The organism is Methanothermobacter defluvii, from assembly GCF_003385755.1.
Taxonomy (GTDB): domain Archaea; phylum Methanobacteriota; class Methanobacteria; order Methanobacteriales; family Methanothermobacteraceae; genus Methanothermobacter; species Methanothermobacter thermautotrophicus.
This window is the reverse complement of sequence record NZ_QREL01000001.1, coordinates 492,868-509,106: the sequence shown is the minus strand read 5'-3', so window position 1 is coordinate 509,106 and position 16,239 is coordinate 492,868. Positions and strand designations below refer to the sequence as shown.

The following is a 16,239-nucleotide window of genomic DNA, read 5'->3' as shown; positions in this document are numbered from 1 at the left end:
AATACCGACGTAATGGATGAACACCTATAAACAGGGGATCAGGATCATGAAGGACGCGTCACGCCTCATAATCGATGAAATAATTTCAGGTAAAATAAGGACCCGGAAGGACCTTGAGAGGTTCAAGCACAGGGTCTGCCGTGAAATGGGACTTGAGAGATTCATGAGCAACTCTGAAATCCTTGAACATGCGACTCCTAAGGAGAAAAAGGTTATAGAGGGCCTCTTGAGAAAAAAACCCACAAGGACTATCTCAGGGGTTGCTGTCGTCGCTGTAATGTGCCAGCCCCGGGAATGCCCCCATGGGAGGTGCCTGTACTGTCCGGAGAGTGAAAAGGCACCTCCCAGTTACACTGGAGAGGAACCTGCAGCCCTGAGGGCTAGGATGTACGATTTCCACCCCTACAGGCAGGTTTACAACCGCCTGGAGCAGCTCCACAGCATAGGTCACCCCGTGGATAAGGTTGAACTCATAGTTATGGGGGGGACCTTCCCCTCCCACAGCCTCTGCTACCAGGAGTGGTTCATCTCCATGTGCCTCAAGGCCATGGTGGACTTCGGGGCGGAACTCAGGGGCATCAGGGTGGATGTGCCAGAACACCATGGATACGTGAAGGTTGAGGACGCCCAGAGACTAAACGAGTCCTCGCCGGTGAGATGCGTTGGCATGACCTTCGAGACAAGGCCAGACTACTGCAGGGAGGAGGACGTGGACAGGATGCTGGGCCTGGGGGTTACCAGGGTCGAGCTGGGAGTTCAGACCATATACAACTACATCTACCAGAGGATCAAGAGAGGCCACAGCATAAGGGATGTGGTGGAATCCAACAGGATCCTCAGGGACTCCGGGGTGAAGGTTGCCATGCACCTCATGCCCGGCCTGTTCTCAGACTTTGAAATGGACCTGCGCATATTCAGGAGGATATTCAGGGACCCCTCCTTCAGACCGGATATGATCAAGATATACCCCTGCCTTGTGACCCGTGGCAGCGAACTCTACAGCCTATGGGAGAGGGGCCTCTATAAGCCCTACTCCACTGAGGAGGCGGTTGAACTTATCGTGGAGATAAAGAAGATGATGCCGAAGTGGGTGAGGACCATGAGGATACAGAGGGATATTCCCTCACAGCTCATAGTGGACGGTGTCAGGAAGTCCAACCTCGGTGAACTGGTCTACAGGCGCCTGGAGGAGGAGGGGGTGAGGTGCAGGTGTATAAGGTGCCGTGAGGTTGGACACATGTCAAGGAGGGGTGTGAGGGTCGACGAGGATGCTGTTACCCTCATGGTGGAGGAGTACAAAGCCACCGGTGGGCGGGAGTTCTTCCTCTCCCAGGAGGACCCTGAGAATGACGTCCTTGTGGGTTTCCTGAGGCTGAGGTTCCCATCAGAGGAGGCCCACCGCCCCGAGGTCGATGATAAAACAGCCCTTGTAAGGGAACTGCATGTATACGGTTCAATGCTCCCCATAGGAGAAAGGGGGGATGCAGTTGGTCAGCACAGGGGCTACGGTGAGGAGCTACTTGCAAGGGCAGAGTCCCTGGCGGCTGATAATGGAATGGAGAAGATACTTGTAACAAGTGGGATAGGTGCCCGTGAATACTACAGCAAATTTGGATACCGGAGGGAGGGCCCCTACATGGCAAAGAAACTTTAGGTGGTTAAAATGAATGTGGAAACAAGGGAGGAACTTGCATCACTTATAGACCACACCAATGTGAGGGCTGATGCAACAGAAAATGATATTGAGAGGCTATGCAGGGAGGCAGTCAGCTACGGCTTCAGGTGCGCGGTGGTCACACCCACCAATGTCAGGCTGGCGGCTGAGCTCCTTGAGGGGACCGATGTGACGGTCTGCTCAGTTGTTGGTTTCCCGGCAGGCGTCAGTACACCCCGCGTTAAGGCCCTTGAAGCCTCTGAGGCTGTTGAGAACGGGGCCGGTGAGGTGGACATGGTCATGAATATCGGGGCCATGAAGTCAGGCAATAGGGAGCTCGTATACAGGGATATCAGCGGCGTTGTTGATGCCGCCGGCGTCCCCGTCAAGGTTATACTTGAAACAGCCTATCTCACAGACAAGGAGAAGGTTGAAGCCTGCCTTATAAGTAAGGAGGCTGGTGCGGCATTCGTTAAAACATCAACAGCCTATGGTGGACTGGCCGGCGCCACAGTTGAGGATGTGATGCTCATGCGGAAAACGGTGGGTGATGAGATGGGAGTCAAGGCATCCGGGGGAATAAGGGATCTTGAAACAGCCCTTGCGATGATAGATGCCGGGGCAGACAGGATCGGGACATCAACCGGTGTACAGATAATCGAGGGATGGAGGTAGTGGCTGGTGAGGACCATGAGGATAAGGATAACCGTTGAGGGTAAGGGCCATGCCATCGGTGAACTTGATGATAGAAACCCTGAATCTGCAAGTAGAATCTATGATAGCCTTCCTATTGAGGGGAGGGCCCTCCTCTGGATGAAAGAGGTCTACTTTGACATACCCCTCGACCTTGACTATGAGAACCCCTCTGATAGTGCCTCCCCTGGTGACATCTCCTACTGGCCGCCCGGTTATGCCCTGTGCATCTTCTTTGGATCAACACAGCCCTATTCACCTGTGAACCACATAGGCAGGGTAACCGAAAACCTTGAGCTCTTCTTCAGTGTGGATGAGGGTGACAGGATAATAATAGAAAGGGAAGAGTAACCTGCTGAAAGGGGGTGAGCCTCCCTGAATTCATCCCAATAGGAAGGGAAGTAGATCTATTACAATAGAAAAGGAAGGGTTTATTCTGGAGAATTACATTACGGATGTGCTAGACATCCTCTATCTCACGGTAAAGGGTGTCCCTTCTTGCAGGGATCCTTCCTATGTCCCTCACAACCCTTATTATTTCTTCAGGCTCTGTCCTCACACCATGTGATGCCCCGGCGGACCTTGAAATGTTCTCCTCACCAAGCGTGCCCCCTATGTCATTGGCACCTGAAAGGAGGGCCACCTGGGCAAATTTGAATCCCAGTTTAACCCATGAGGCCTGTATGTTCTCAATGAGACCCCTGAACATGAGCCTGGATATTGCATAAACCTTGAGGTCGTCTGCACCCGTTGCTCCGGGCATTGCCAGCCCCTCACGGTAGATGGGTGCGTGTGGGTGCATGAAGGGGAGGGGTACGAACTCTGTAAAGCCCCCGGTCTTCTCCTGGATCCTCCTCAGTATATCCATGTGCTCAACACGGTGTTCAGGCCCGTCTATGTGACCGTACATCATTGTGCAGGTGGTGGGTATCCCCACACGGTGGGCTGTCTCTATGACCTCAACCCATTCAGCGGTACTCAGCTTGGTGGGGCATATGACTGCCCTGACATCATCATCCAGTATCTCTGCAGCTGTTCCTGGCATTGAACCAAGGCCAGCCCTCTTAAGTATTTTCAGGGCCTCTTCAACCGTTAATTCAGCATTCTGAGCCCCATAATAGACCTCCATTGGGGAAAAGGAGTGGAGGTGGATGTCCGGAAACTCGGATTTTATTGTCCTTATGAGGTCCTCATAGAAGTAGGTGTCGAGTCCCGGGTAGAGACCTCCCTGTATGCACAGCTCCCTGGCCCCCTTCTCAATGGCCTCTGCTGCGATTTCAAGGATCCTTTCTGTTTCAAGGTAGTAGGAGTCACCATCCACAGCATCCCTTTTGAATGCACAGAACCCGCACTGCCCCGAGCATATGTTGGTGAAGTTTATATTCCAGTTCTCGATGTAGGTTATCCTGTCACCGGCTTCGGCCTCCCTAACCATATCTGCAGCTATCATAAGGGCCTGGAGATCCCTGCCGGTTACTCCCATCAAATAGAGGGCTTCTTCCTTTGTGATTGGCTCATCCATCGCCTTCTGAAGTATTTTTTTTGTGCGGGTTTTGATGTTCATGGTGCCAAACATGCGATTTAGTATCTGGTTATGCAAGTTTAAAATTTTTGGTTTTTGTGAGATCCACACCCATTCAACCCCATATGGTCCATGTGGTCCATTAATCACCCGTAACCAATAAATTTAAATATTAGAGCGTACCAGCTTAATTTGGAGGTGAAATTATGGCTGAATTACCAATTGCACCAGTAGGTAGAATAATAAAAAATGCCGGTGCCCAGAGAATAAGTGATGATGCAAAAGAGGCTTTAGCAAAGGCCCTTGAAGAAATGGGTGAAGAAATCTCACGCAAAGCCGTTGAACTTGCAAAACACGCCGGCAGAAAAACTGTTAAAGCCACAGACATAGAAATGGCCGCTAAACAGTTATAATTAGGTCTTATTACTACTATTTATTTATTTTTAGGGACACTGCAAATTTTAATCTAATTTTAGGGCCTCTGCTTCCTGATTGTATCTCCAGTCCCTTCTGTATCTGCAATAAAGATATATAACTGATGATAATATATTATTACTGGTATAAGCAGTGAGGTGATTTTTTATGTCAACAATGGATAACCTGAAGGAAGCCTTTGCAGGGGAGTCCCAGGCAAACAGAAAGTATCTTGCCTTTGCAAAGAAGGCAGATGAAGAGGGATACCACCAGGTCGCAAAGCTCTTCCGTGCAGCCGCGGCGGCAGAGACCGTCCATGCGATGAACCACCTTGATGCCATGGATGCTGTCAGGAGTACCGAGGAGAACCTCAGGGAGGCAATAGAGGGAGAAACAGCTGAATTCGAGGATATGTACCCTGGTTTCATTGAGGAGGCCGAAGCCGAAGGCCATGAACAGGCTCGCTGGAGCTTCGACGTTGCAAACAGGGTTGAAAAGATCCATGCAGAGCTGTACAAGAAGGCCCTGGAGAACCTTGGAAGTAACGTTGAGGTGGACTACTACGTCTGCAACTGGTGCGGTAACACCGTTGAGGGCGAGGCTCCTTCAAGGTGCCCTATCTGTGGAGCTCCAAAGGACGAGTTCAAAAAGATAGATTAACCTCAACTTTCTTTTAGCATATTCACAGCAGATTAAAGTCCCAGAAACTTTGTATTAAATGCCACTAACCAGAATTATTGAGGACCAGACCCTTCTCTGTAAATATTATCCTGAAGGTTGTCCCCCCATCTGAAATCATCTCGACCTTACCATCGATCTGTTCAGTGAGGCTTCTTACAAGCTGCAGTCCGAGTGATGGGCTACTCTCCCAGTCAATATCCTCTGGAAAACCTGCACCATCATCACTGACCTCAAGGGTAACCGTGCCGTTCCTCTTACTGAGGGAAACCGTTACCGTGCCCTCCCCATCAGGGAATGCATGCTTCACGGCATTTGTTAAAAGTTCATTTACTATGAGACCCAGGGGGACAGCCGTCTCCACATCAACCTTTAATTCATCTATCTCCAGGTTCAGCCGGATACGTGAATCCGCAGAGTAACTCCTGAATATCTCCGATGCGAGTCTACCCAGGTATTCTGCAAGGTCAATGTTCTTCAGATCCTCTGAACGGTAAAGTCTCTCATGGATCAGGGCCATGGACCGTGTCCTGTTTTCGCTCTCCCTGAAAAGATCCATGGTCTCCCTGTCCTTGACCTGTCTGGACTGGAGGCTGAGGAGGCTTGATATTATCATGAGGTTATTCTTGACTCTGTGGTGGATCTCCTTGAGGAGGAGCTCCTTCTCAGCAAGGGACTTCTCAAGCATACTCTGGGTCCTCTTGAGGTCAGAGATGTCATTCAATACAATAAGGAGGCATTCCCTTCCCTCTGCGTGTATGAGCTTGTTGTATATCCTCACGGTGTATTCCCTTCCAGATGGATCTGTAAGGACCATCTCATAGGGTTCCAGAGTGCCATCCCTCTCTATCACCTCAATTTTGGACCTGAATTCCGTCTTAACATCATCAGAAAGGAATTCCAGTTCATAGATGGATCTTCCCCTCAGTTCCTCTGATGGAATTCCTAGGGTCCCGGCGAGGGTTGAGTTCATATCAAGTATCCTCCCATCCTCAGGATCCAGGAGGAGTATGTATTCTGGTGAGAGGTTGAAGAGGGATCTGTATTTCTCCTCACTCTCTCGCAGTTTCCTTTCGTTCTCCAGTCTCTGTGTTATATCCCTTGCAACCGATACAGCCACCTTCATCTTCCCAAGTTCAAGTAGTGTTGAGTTAACCTCAACAGGTATCCTCCTGCCATCCCTGGAGATGTAGGTCCTGTTGAATGTCACTCTCCCACTTCTGAGGAGTTTTTTTATGATATCATATGACTGTTCCCTGCTTACCCCCATATCGGCAGGTGTCATGCTGAGGAATTCATCCCTGGAATAGCCCAGCTTTTCAACTGCCGCCCTGTTAACCTCAATATATTTACCGGGAAGACCATTTTCCCTGATCTCAACGATGGTTATTATGTCCTCAACTCCATCGAAAACCGCTCTGAATTTTCTTTCACTTTCAATCAAGGCATTTTCTGCCATTTTTCTTTCAGTTACATCCCTTATGACGGCTGTTATAAATTTTTCATCCATATAATTCCAGCTGAAGACAGATATCTCCACCGGCACCCTTGTTCCATCCTTCCGTACACCCTCAACATCTGTTACCATGATGGAAATTTCTCTGTCAATAATCCTGTTGAAATCGTGCTTTTCAAGGTTTTCCTCTGTGATTATGGTGTCGATGTGCCTACCCATCATTTCAGCTGCTCTGTAACCAAATATCTTCTCCGCTGCACTGTTCCATGATACAATACTCCCATTCCCATCAACGGTTATTATGGCGTCCCTTGCAGATTCGACTATTGTCCTGTATTTCTCCTCACTCTCTGCCAGTGCCTCCTCTGATTCCCCAATGGACTCTGATAGGATCACGGTGATGGCATTAACAAAGAACATCACAGACAGACGCATGGCATCATCCTGGAATCCACCGAGGGATGCGAGGGCATGAGTCACAAGGAGCACGGTGCCAAGAAAGGCCGTCACTAGGAAAGACCTTCTCCCGAACCATACCGCAGCGAATACCATGGGTATGTAAAATAGGTGGGTGAATACTATTTCAACGCCGAGGATCATGTGAAAGTAGATGGTGGCTGCTGCGCAGAGTATGGTGAATGATGTGACAATTACCAGCCGGGCTCTTCTATTCCAGTATGATTGTATCTTTTCTGCAACAGGAAGACTCTTGTAGGTCAAGAAACATCCCCCATCAAAGTGTACCAGCTTAATCAGATGATGATGTTAGATGTGATCACATGGATTTATGGTTTCAAGTTACATTATTCACAAGGTTATACTTAAAGTTAAACCATCAAATTTAACATTAGCTTAAATTGTTCCATGGACAGACATTTACCATTGAATATCTAACAGAATCTGATGGGATAAATGAATCTTCAACGCTCCAATTCAAAATTGTATCGGTGGATGAACTCCACCTGAGCTAATGTGTCCATCACACCCTTTACAGGCATAAAGGGTGCCTTTATCATCGGATCACCCCCCATGAAGGGAAAAGGTTATATATGACCACTTCCATACTTTAGAAGGAACACGGGCCGGTGGTCTAGGGGTATGATACCTCCCTGACACGGAGGTGATCACGAGTTCGAATCTCGTCCGGCCCATCATGCCGTGGTAGTTCAGTTGGGAGAACGCCAGACTGAAGATCTGGATGTCGCTGGTTCAAGTCCGGCCCACGGCACTTATAACCACCTCTATATTTTGATTAAGGTTTTTTTGAGACCCTAAAAAATTAATTTATAGCAACTACTTATCAACTGACTCTTAAAAACCAGTTCTGTGACCAGCTTATCTGTGTTTATCGGAGATGGAGTTCATCTTCTATTTTTGCGATGGTCTCGTGAGAAGATCCAAAGCATATGCTTAATCACTGAAAACCCATCATTTTAAAAATTAGTCAGGAGAGGACCGCAGAATCCATTGAATGAGGGATTCTAATCAGCCAGGAGGTATGTCCCCGTGGCATCCCTTATCCTGACCCTCCTGAAGGACCCTGGCTCACCGGTTTCTGTAACAACCGGGATGTATGAACCCGTCCTTCCAATGAAACCCCCCTTCCTTCCCCTCTCAACAACGAGTATCTCCTGGAATGATCCCACCAGCCGTCTGTTTTCCTCTTCAGTTATCCTCATCTTGAGTTCCTCAAGGGCCCTGGAACGTCTGCGGAGTTCCCTGAAGTCTATCTCATCAAGTGAAGATGACCTGGCACGTGGGCGGTGCCGGTACTTTGAGAGGTGTATGAAGCTGGGTTTAACCTCCTCAAGGAGGCTGCATGTATCCATGAAGTCCTCCCACTCCTCTGTGGGGTAGCCAACGATTATGTCCGTTGCGATGGATATGTCAGGGATCTCTGACCTGAACCTTTCAACAATCATCCGGAACTCATCCACTGTGTGTCCCCTCTCCATATCCCCGAGTACGCGGTCACTGCCACTCTGCACCGGGAGATGAAGGAAGCTGTAGACCTTCTCTGATTTGAATGCCTCAACAAGTCCATCAAGATCCCTGAGGACGCTTGCAGGGTGCATCATACCCACACGTATCCTGAAATTCCCGGGGATCCCTGATATCCCCTTTATGATGTTTGAGAGCTTTTCGCCGGTATCCACCCCATAGGCGGCTGTGTCCTGTGCTGTGAGCTGTATCTCCCTGCAGCCACTGGCCACTGCCTCCCTTGCCTCACTGATGATGAGGTCCGATGGATAACTCTGGATTCTTCCCCTGGCAAACCGGGTGCAGCAGTAACTGCAGCTACCATTGCACCCCTCACATATCGGTATGATGTGTATAAGAGGATTTGACCTGACCCTTGGGACCTTCACCTTCACATCTGACGTGAATCCGGTTATGCGCTCAACCAGACCATTACTGGCGGCCCTTACAGCCTGAGGCGCCCTTCTCAGCTGGTGTGGGCCGAGCCATGAGGCATCCCCTGAGATGGCCTCAAGTTTAGAGGGGTCTATTTCGACCATGCAGCCAGCCACAACAAGGCCCTTCTCAGGGTAGGTCTCCTGTATCTTTTTTATCCTGTTTATAACCTTGTGCTCCGTGGGATGCTTAACATAGCATGTGTTGATAATTATGACGTCAGCATCATCGATTCCTGTGAGCACAGCGCCCTCCTCCCTGAGGACGCCTGCCATGATCTCAGAGTCTGCCTGGTTGAATGTGCATCCAAATGTCTCTATATAAACCCTGATACCATCCATTGGAAATCACTCTTTAAATGTTAACCTGAAAAAAATGGATTTGTGGTCTCCAGTTCAGTGGAATTTCCATCCATGCTTCCCTATCAGCGGGACGAAGGCGACCCCGCCGAGATTTCTGGACCTGTAGTCGTCGGCGGAGGTCCTCTCAATCAGAACCAGTTCCTGATAGAATTTATCAGAACCCACGGGTATTAAAAGTTTTCCCCCTATCTCCAGCTGCTTCATGAGGGGATCCGGGATGTACGGTGCCGCTGCAGTCACGTATATCCTGCTGTAGGGTGCCTCATCAGCGAATCCCTGGCTGCCATCGCCGTGTATGACCGTTATGTTATCGTATCCAAGGCTTCTGAGTTTTCTGCGGGCCCTTTCATAGAGGCTCCCTATCCTTTCAACGGTGTAGAGGTGTCCCTCGGGTCCTATGATTTCAGCTATAACAGCTGCATTGTAGCCGCAGCCGGTGCCTATCTCAAGGACCTTCATCCCGGGTTCAAGGTCAAGGATCTCAGCTATCATGGCAACCATGTGGGGTGCCGATATGGTCTGACCCTCGCCTATGGGGAGTGGCATGTCCATGTAGGCCCTGTGCCTCTCATCCTCAGGGACAAACTCCTCCCTGGGCACCCTCTCCATGGCCCTCCTGACGGCCTCAGATTTTATGTATCCCCTCTCCATGAGGTCCTGAACCATTCTCCTTCTCTCATCCATCATGTGACCACAGCAGATCAGCCGAAATTCAGGGATCACACCACCCTGTCTGTCAGGTCATGGGTGAACCTCATATTAACCGGGACTCCGTAGATCCTCTTAATGTTGTGTGCGGGTGCTGAGCCCCTCCTTATCATCCTGTCCCCTGTCTTCATGCTCTTTATTCTGAAGACGTGTTCACCGATTTTCAGGACGTCACCAACCCTGAAGATGAAATCCCTGTCGATCTCAACCTTCCTTGAGTAGACCTCACCATGGAGGTCAACCGAGACACCGACACGTGCAGGTGCCTCAAGTGAAACTGCCCATACCGTCTCGATATCGTCTGCAGTGGCCCTATCAACCCTCTTACCACCTTTGAGTTCAAGGGAGGTCACCTCAACCAGTTTGCCTGAAACGGTGATGGCGTCGCCTGCAGATAGTTCCTCACCAGGGTACAGTTCCACCTCATCCCGGTAGGATTTCCCGTGCTCACTGACCACTATCCTGTGGCTCCGGGGCTTTTCAATGACGATGCTGTCCCTGAAAACCGTGCCACATTCCTCGCATTCAAGCACAAGATGCTTTATCTTCCTTGACCTTGACTCATCGGTTCTGCTCTTCAGGACCCTGAATGATCCTGATCCACAGATAGGGCACTGCATCTCTACCCCTCATCTCCTGATATGCCAGTATCAAGTGTTTTAAGGTAGTGATTCACGAGTCCGCCGTCCTCGAGGATTGATAGCATGTACTCATTGAAGGGTTTCATCCGGTATTCACTGCCTGCTGTGAGGTTCCTGATCTGACCGCTTCTCAGATCGACGGATACTTCATCCCCGTCATCAGCCTCGACCTTTGCCATTATAACAGGTAACCCTATGTTTATGGCGTTTCTGTAGAATATCCTTGCAAAGGATTCGGCTATTATTGCAACCACACCTGCATGTTTCAGGGCGACAGGGGCCTGTTCCCTTGATGATCCGCAGCCGAAGTTGCGTCCGGCGACGATAATGTCTCCCTTCCTGACCTGAGAGGCAAATTCGGGTCTTGCACCCTCCATCACATGGGAGGCCAGTTCATCCAGACTGAAGGTCCTCAGGTAACGGCCCGGTATAATCATATCTGTATCCACGTTGTCACCGAATCTCCATACTCTTCCTCTTATGATTCCTTCCATTGTATCTCCCTTACTGGTATTCTATCTGGTCCATGAAAACATCATCAGTCAGCTCGGGGCTTCATTTTATCATGAAGGCTCCCCTGTTGCGGCCCCCTGTTACTATTATCCTGCCGGGACCCATGATCTCGGCCACGGCTCCAGCCACATTTCCCGGTTTTTCATCGGTGACCGAGTAGACCGCAGGTCCAAAGGAACTCATACCTGCACCTGCAGCCCCTGCAGATATCATCGAATCTATTATCCTGTCGATGAGTGGGTCCTGGAGTTCCCTTTCGATTCTCTTGAATCCAGTGCCCTGTATCTCGTTGACCGACTCTCCGAAGGCCTCTATGTCCCCCTCAAGGATAGCGGGCATCATCTTCATGAGTATTATGTGGGAGAGCCTCTCAACGTCACGCAGAGGGATGGGGCAGTACTCCTGGAATATGTTAACCTCCCTCCTCCCTGAAACGGATCTGTCGATTTCGGGGATGGCTATTATGATGTTCCACTCCTCAGGAAAATCATACCTTGCAATTACAGGTGGTGGTGAGGCACTTGAGGCAGATGATGGCAGAAAGTCTGACTTCTCCCTGCTGCTGTGGCCTGCATCCACTATGAATCCTCCATCCTCAAAGGACGCCACTCCTATACCTGAGGTTCCTCCCCTTCCCACAATGTGTGCGAGTTCCCTTGCAGGGAACTTCATTCCATGGTACTCTGCTACGAGTCTTGCCGTTGCAAGGGACAACTGGGTCCCTGAACCCAGACCAGAGTGGGCAGGGAACATGCTTCTTACGGTGAAATGAAACTTTTCATCACTCCCTATGTGCCTGAGGGTTCTCCTTGCAGCCTCCATTATCTTTGACCTGTATTCCTCCCTTAGCTTCCCTTCAGCATGAGAGGTGAATTCAACTCCCATATCCTCTGAGGCCTCAAGGCCCACTACAAGTTCCGGTTCATTGAGTGTGATCCCGACTCCACCGTCAAGGCGGCCCCTCTCACCGTTGAGGTCTATGAGGGTGAGGTGGAGTCTGGATGGTGTGTTTATGATCAATTCAATTACCACTCCTTAATCCTTTGATTCATTAAGGGGCTTTGCAAAGTGCCTTTCAACATCTGCCCGGTGTATCGAATTCATTGTGCAGAAGGGGACTATACGACCGTCTGGGAGGGCGTAGTGTATGACGCACCTCCTGACCCTGTCGATGTCAAAGTTCCATGGGTCCATGAAGTGCATGCATGATATAAGTAGGGTGTTGTAGTGGAACTCACCGAGGGCAGTGTAGGACCTCTCCTTGAATATGGATGTGAGTATTCTCTTTATATCCACTGATTCCGGAGCCTCTGATTTATCCAGGGTTTTCGGGAGTTCTATTGCTGATCTTGCAATCACCCTTGCCTTTGCAGCTATTCCTCCCTCCTCGATTTCATCCTTACCCTTCTCGAGGACCTCAAAGAACCTGTCGACATCGATGAACCTTGTTATTGGAATTATCTTACCGTCCTCTATGAATATGTAGGTTGCTGTCCCGCAGTGCTGGTGGCATGTGAAGGTTACCTGGGGTTCTCCCTCAATGGCAGCCACGAAGTCAGATATCGGGCGGACAGATGATGCAGGGTAGAAATCATCCATGGATATCTCTGACCCTGTCTGTTCCTCCACCAGTTTCTGGAAGTCTGGTATCGTTATGCGCTGTTCCTCAACCCTGTCGGCGGGGGTTCTTCCTGCGAAGGATACTGGCTGGAAGTTAACGCCCCTTATTATGTCAATGTTGTCAATTGCGAACCTTATGATGTCCCCAACCTGGTTGTCGTTCAGCCCCCTCACCAGTGTTGGCACAAGGACAATGCCAAGACCAACCTTTCTACAGTTCTCTATTGCCTGCAGTTTTATGGGGAGGAGGTTTTTACCTCTGGATGTAATATATGGTTCCTCTGTGACGCCATCGAACTGGAGGTAAACCGTGTTGAGACCTGCCTCCCTGAGTTCAGCTGCAAGTTCAGGTTTACGCGCCAGTCTGACACCGTTGGTGGCTATCTGCACATGGGTGAAGCCCTCCTCCCTTGCAAGTTTCACCAGGTCGACTATGTCCTTCCTGACGGTGGGCTCACCCCCTGCATACTGAATCGCAGGTGTTGGAACCGGCCTGTTTCTGCGGAGATTTCGCAGCATCTCCCTTATCTCTTCATAGGTTGGTTCATAGAGGTAGTTGGACACTGCTGCATTGGCAAAACAGATGGGACATTTAAGATTGCATCGATTGGTGACATCAATAAGACCAAGAACAGTGTGGCTTTCGTGCTCAGGGCAGAGCCCACAGTCCAGTGGACATCCCTTCATGGGGTCTGTCTGTGGATTCAGGAGGCCCTCACCTTCCTCATCAAAATCTTCCGCCTTATGGTAGACCTTGGAATTGCTCCAGTAAACATTTTCAAATTTTCCATGTTCCGGGCATTCCTTCCTTATTAGAACCCTGCCCTCGTCCTCAAAGACCTCTGCATCAACCGGTCTGAGGCATTCAGGACAGAGGCTCCTAGTTTTCTTTATTACCACAACAGTCACCTGTTAATCTGGATGTTAAAATGCATTGATCAATTCATCGGCAAATGTTATATATCTGATCCTTGAAATTATCCATGTATCCTCTTCTTTAAATCTAACCCACTCTCGTGGGGTCTTAAAATCTTTGCGAGGTGTACAGTTGAATACCGATATTATCAATATTATAGATGTTCTCTATGTAATATACTTTATGTTACCCGCATATATGGCAAATATAAGTGGTCTCGTCTTTGGTGGGGGTAAGCCCCTTGATATGGGGATAACCTTCACTGATGGGCGGCGCCTCATAGGTGATGGTGTGACCTGGAGGGGTACCGCTGCTGGTACCTGTGTCGGTTTGGTGGTGGGAGTAATTCAGGGCCTCCTTTCAGGTTCAATAATGACTGGCGCCATCACAGGGCTTCTTCTCGGATTCGGAGCCCTTATGGGTGATGCTGCAGGCAGTTTCATCAAAAGAAGGCTTAAGATAGATAGGGGCAGGCCCGCACCAATTCTTGACCAGCTCGATTTCGTCTTCGGAGCCCTGATACTGGTATCCCCCATTGTTGTGCCACCCATTGATTACATAATCCTCATAATGCTCATTACACTGGTTCTTCATCTCTCAGCCAACATAATCGCCTACCTCCTAGGTATGAAGGACGTCTGGTACTGATGGAATGAATAACCGATAAAAATAATGGGTTTCCTGAGAGGGTGCTGAAGGGGCGTCCTGTGATCTTTTCAGGGACATGAAAAAATGCCCATTTCAGGATTTATTTCTTTCTTGAATCATGCACACAGAAGCAGGGCAAAGAGGACCATATTTTCAGCCCCCTATTCAATACACATAAAACCATCTCACTAATTTATCTTGACGGTTCCACGGTCCTCCATGCATCAGGAGAGAAGGGAACTGCTACTCCTTAGGAGCTTGATGGTCATGAAAAACACCTCAAGGGGTGATGACCACTCAGGGACCTCATAGACGAGCGTTGGGTACCCTGCAGCTGCCAGGGGCCTTGAGAAGAGCCTTCCTGATGAGCTTCTGTATTTAGTCCTGCCCGAGACCGGGTAATAGTTGAATCCATCCTCCTTAACCCTTTCAGCGATCTCCACGGATGCCCTGTCCATCTGGGGGGTTGCTACATAGAATCCCTCACCGTAGCCAGGTTTATGGGCGTGTGCAATTACAACGAGGTCATAGTCTGACCTCTTTATATCAGGGAGGATGTAGGTGGCTGCAAGACCCTCACCGTTGGCTCTTCCCCTTGAATAATCCTGTGGACTGTCCTCGACGTTGATGCTGTAGATTATAACCTCCACCGGGAGCAGGGCAAATACACGTCCAGCCCACTGGACAGGGGCTATCGATACCTCTTCCCTTGGATGTATGCCAGTTACAATGGCTATCTTTACACTCTGCTCACCATAGTGGGCGTAGATGTCCCTCGTCACGTACCCCCTTGAATCCGAGCCTATGGTTGAATGCTCAGAGAGGTTCAGTACCACGACTGTGGTAACAAGGACCGCCACAATGGCTGCAAGAACAATCCTTAACCTCATGGAACCAGCTTCGTCTCAGATTTTAAGTCTTCATCATCCCTGGGCCTGGAGATAGTCCTCCATGAGGAGTGCTGTGCCCACTGCAGGTGCCACCACACACTCTTCCTCAGTTAAGAATTCATCCATGGTCCTGCACTCCAGTTCAAGGACCTCTGCAGCCCTCTTTGCCAGTATCTTCATCCCGAGACCCGTTGTAACAACCTCCTCGAGGCCCTCACGCTCTGAAACCTCGGCTATGCCCTCGGCTATCTTGAGGATCTGCTGGTGGTAGATGTACTCTGCAACGTCAAGCACATCGCCTGGACTGAGGAGTTCAAGGTCAGCGCATAGAACCCTGGCTATCCTCAGCATACACTCCTCCACCGATTTCCCGGCCCCATCGGGTGTGCTGCATGTGTAATCTGATTCCCTGATGTTACCCAGTACCCTGTGGACGTCTGCGGTGACTGCGAAGAGTTCAGATGAAACCCTGAACCATTTATCCTGGAGGGGCACCCTGTCAACTATGGTGGCCACGTTGGTCCGGAGTGTCCCTGTGTATACCAGTTCCCCTGTTGAAAGCCTTTCAAGGTCATTCCTACCCCTTGCAGCCTCGAAGCCGTCCTTTACAGGTATTATATCTGTTGTGGTACTTCCAACATCAACCATTATGCAGTCACTGCTCATTGCAGATGCTATCTGGGATGTTGCAACCCAGTTGGCTGCCGCTATGTTCATGGGGTCTCCGAGGGCCTCGGATGCATCGACCATCCCTGAGAGACTCACGTATGCAACTGGAACATCGAAGGCCCCCTCCACCCTGTCAATTATATCGGCAACACCGGCAGCCTTGCTGGGGTATGCGTCCACCAGTTCAGCTGTCATGCATACACCCACACCCTCAAGTTCATGAAGGTCATCGCCCACCATCTCGAGGAGTGTCTCTGCAAGTTCGTCCTTTCTGAGCCACATCGGGAGGTACCTGAAATCAACCCTCACCTCCTTCATGTCTCCGTCAGAGCCAAAGTCTATTATGGCCATGTCGGTGTTTGCTCCTCCAATATCAAATCCTGCAATCTTCATGAAACTTCATCTCCATAATCCTGAATCAAGTAGAGTAGATAGAGAAT

Annotated in this window: 16 protein-coding genes and 2 tRNA genes; 8 read left to right on the top strand and 10 right to left on the bottom strand. The window is 49.8% G+C overall.

The genetic code is table 11. The features are described from left to right. Positions 1-46: 46 nt before the first annotated feature. From C7452_RS02810 to C7452_RS02800, 3 genes are read left to right on the top strand one after another with little or no spacing between them, the layout of a single operon-like run. Positions 47-1,654, top strand: a complete 1,608-nt coding sequence (locus C7452_RS02810) for a tRNA uridine(34) 5-carboxymethylaminomethyl modification radical SAM/GNAT enzyme Elp3 (protein ID WP_115892513.1) — start codon at positions 47-49, stop codon at positions 1,652-1,654. A 9-nt stretch (positions 1,655-1,663) separates the two neighbouring features. Beyond that, positions 1,664-2,329, top strand: coding sequence for a deoxyribose-phosphate aldolase (deoC, locus tag C7452_RS02805; RefSeq protein WP_048060904.1), 666 nt, complete (start codon positions 1,664-1,666; stop codon positions 2,327-2,329). Between the two features lie 15 nt (positions 2,330-2,344). Continuing rightward, positions 2,345-2,698, top strand: coding sequence for a cyclophilin-like fold protein (locus C7452_RS02800; RefSeq protein ID WP_115892155.1), 354 nt, complete (start codon positions 2,345-2,347; stop codon positions 2,696-2,698). 109 nt (positions 2,699-2,807) lie between these two features. Here the strand turns inward: C7452_RS02800 and cofH are convergent, their stop codons facing one another. Further along, positions 2,808-3,923: a 5-amino-6-(D-ribitylamino)uracil--L-tyrosine 4-hydroxyphenyl transferase CofH gene (gene cofH, locus C7452_RS02795; RefSeq protein ID WP_115892512.1), complete on the bottom strand. Its 1,116-nt coding sequence runs from the start codon at positions 3,921-3,923 to the stop codon at positions 2,808-2,810. A gap of 152 nt (positions 3,924-4,075) precedes the next feature. On the opposite strand from cofH, the gene hmtA1 reads away from it, so the two are divergent. Together hmtA1 and C7452_RS02785 are read left to right on the top strand one after the other, a co-directional pair. Beyond that, entirely contained in the window at positions 4,076-4,282 is a 207-nt protein-coding gene (gene hmtA1 / locus C7452_RS02790; protein ID WP_010876456.1) for a histone HmtA1, read from the top strand. Between the two features lie 169 nt (positions 4,283-4,451). Continuing rightward, the gene (locus C7452_RS02785; RefSeq protein WP_010876457.1) at positions 4,452-4,943 is read left to right on the top strand and encodes a rubrerythrin family protein; all 492 of its coding nucleotides are present in this window, start codon (positions 4,452-4,454) and stop codon (positions 4,941-4,943) included. Between the two features lie 64 nt (positions 4,944-5,007). Here C7452_RS02785 and C7452_RS02780 read toward each other — a convergent pair whose 3' ends face one another. Beyond that, positions 5,008-7,137 carry a PAS domain S-box protein gene (locus C7452_RS02780; protein ID WP_115892154.1) on the bottom strand — a complete coding sequence of 710 codons (2,130 nt, stop codon included), beginning with the start codon at positions 7,135-7,137 and terminating at the stop codon, positions 5,008-5,010. Between the two features lie 359 nt (positions 7,138-7,496). Here C7452_RS02780 and C7452_RS02775 point away from each other — a divergent pair. Together C7452_RS02775 and C7452_RS02770 are read left to right on the top strand one after the other, a co-directional pair. Continuing rightward, positions 7,497-7,568, top strand: a tRNA-Val gene (locus C7452_RS02775). A gap of 4 nt (positions 7,569-7,572) precedes the next feature. Then, positions 7,573-7,645, top strand: a tRNA-Phe gene (locus C7452_RS02770). A gap of 253 nt (positions 7,646-7,898) precedes the next feature. Here the strand turns inward: C7452_RS02770 and C7452_RS02765 are convergent. From C7452_RS02765 to tes, 6 genes are all read right to left on the bottom strand, one after another. Beyond that, on the bottom strand, positions 7,899-9,173 hold the full coding sequence (locus C7452_RS02765) for a tRNA (N(6)-L-threonylcarbamoyladenosine(37)-C(2))-methylthiotransferase (protein WP_115892153.1): 1,275 nt from the start codon (positions 9,171-9,173) through the stop codon (positions 7,899-7,901). Positions 9,174-9,227: 54 nt separating this feature from the next. Continuing rightward, positions 9,228-9,881 carry a protein-L-isoaspartate O-methyltransferase gene (locus tag C7452_RS02760; RefSeq protein ID WP_173402629.1) on the bottom strand — a complete coding sequence of 218 codons (654 nt, stop codon included), beginning with the start codon at positions 9,879-9,881 and terminating at the stop codon, positions 9,228-9,230. A 32-nt stretch (positions 9,882-9,913) separates the two neighbouring features. After that, a complete protein-coding gene (locus C7452_RS02755; protein ID WP_115892152.1) occupies positions 9,914-10,522 on the bottom strand; it encodes an HVO_0476 family zinc finger protein in 609 nt (202 codons plus the stop codon). Between the two features lie 2 nt (positions 10,523-10,524). Then, the gene (gene hacB / locus C7452_RS02750; protein ID WP_115892151.1) at positions 10,525-11,037 is read right to left on the bottom strand and encodes a homoaconitase small subunit; all 513 of its coding nucleotides are present in this window, start codon (positions 11,035-11,037) and stop codon (positions 10,525-10,527) included. 61 nt (positions 11,038-11,098) lie between these two features. Next, positions 11,099-12,076 (bottom strand): beta-ribofuranosylaminobenzene 5'-phosphate synthase, encoded by a 978-nt coding sequence (locus C7452_RS02745; protein WP_245942806.1) that lies wholly within the window; start codon positions 12,074-12,076, stop codon positions 11,099-11,101. 15 nt (positions 12,077-12,091) lie between these two features. Next, positions 12,092-13,576 carry a tetraether lipid synthase Tes gene (gene tes, locus C7452_RS02740; protein ID WP_115892149.1) on the bottom strand — a complete coding sequence of 495 codons (1,485 nt, stop codon included), beginning with the start codon at positions 13,574-13,576 and terminating at the stop codon, positions 12,092-12,094. A 148-nt stretch (positions 13,577-13,724) separates the two neighbouring features. Between tes and C7452_RS02735 the strand changes: the two genes are divergently transcribed. Continuing rightward, positions 13,725-14,240: a CDP-2,3-bis-(O-geranylgeranyl)-sn-glycerol synthase gene (locus C7452_RS02735; RefSeq protein ID WP_115892148.1), complete on the top strand. Its 516-nt coding sequence runs from the start codon at positions 13,725-13,727 to the stop codon at positions 14,238-14,240. A 224-nt stretch (positions 14,241-14,464) separates the two neighbouring features. Here the strand turns inward: C7452_RS02735 and C7452_RS02730 are convergent, their stop codons facing one another. Both C7452_RS02730 and C7452_RS02725 read right to left on the bottom strand, forming a co-directional pair. After that, complete coding sequence (locus C7452_RS02730; RefSeq protein ID WP_115892147.1) at positions 14,465-15,130, bottom strand: hypothetical protein; 666 nt, start codon at positions 15,128-15,130, stop codon at positions 14,465-14,467. Positions 15,131-15,163: 33 nt separating this feature from the next. After that, positions 15,164-16,192 (bottom strand): hydantoinase/oxoprolinase family protein, encoded by a 1,029-nt coding sequence (locus C7452_RS02725; RefSeq protein ID WP_048175514.1) that lies wholly within the window; start codon positions 16,190-16,192, stop codon positions 15,164-15,166. Positions 16,193-16,239 lie beyond the last annotated feature (47 nt).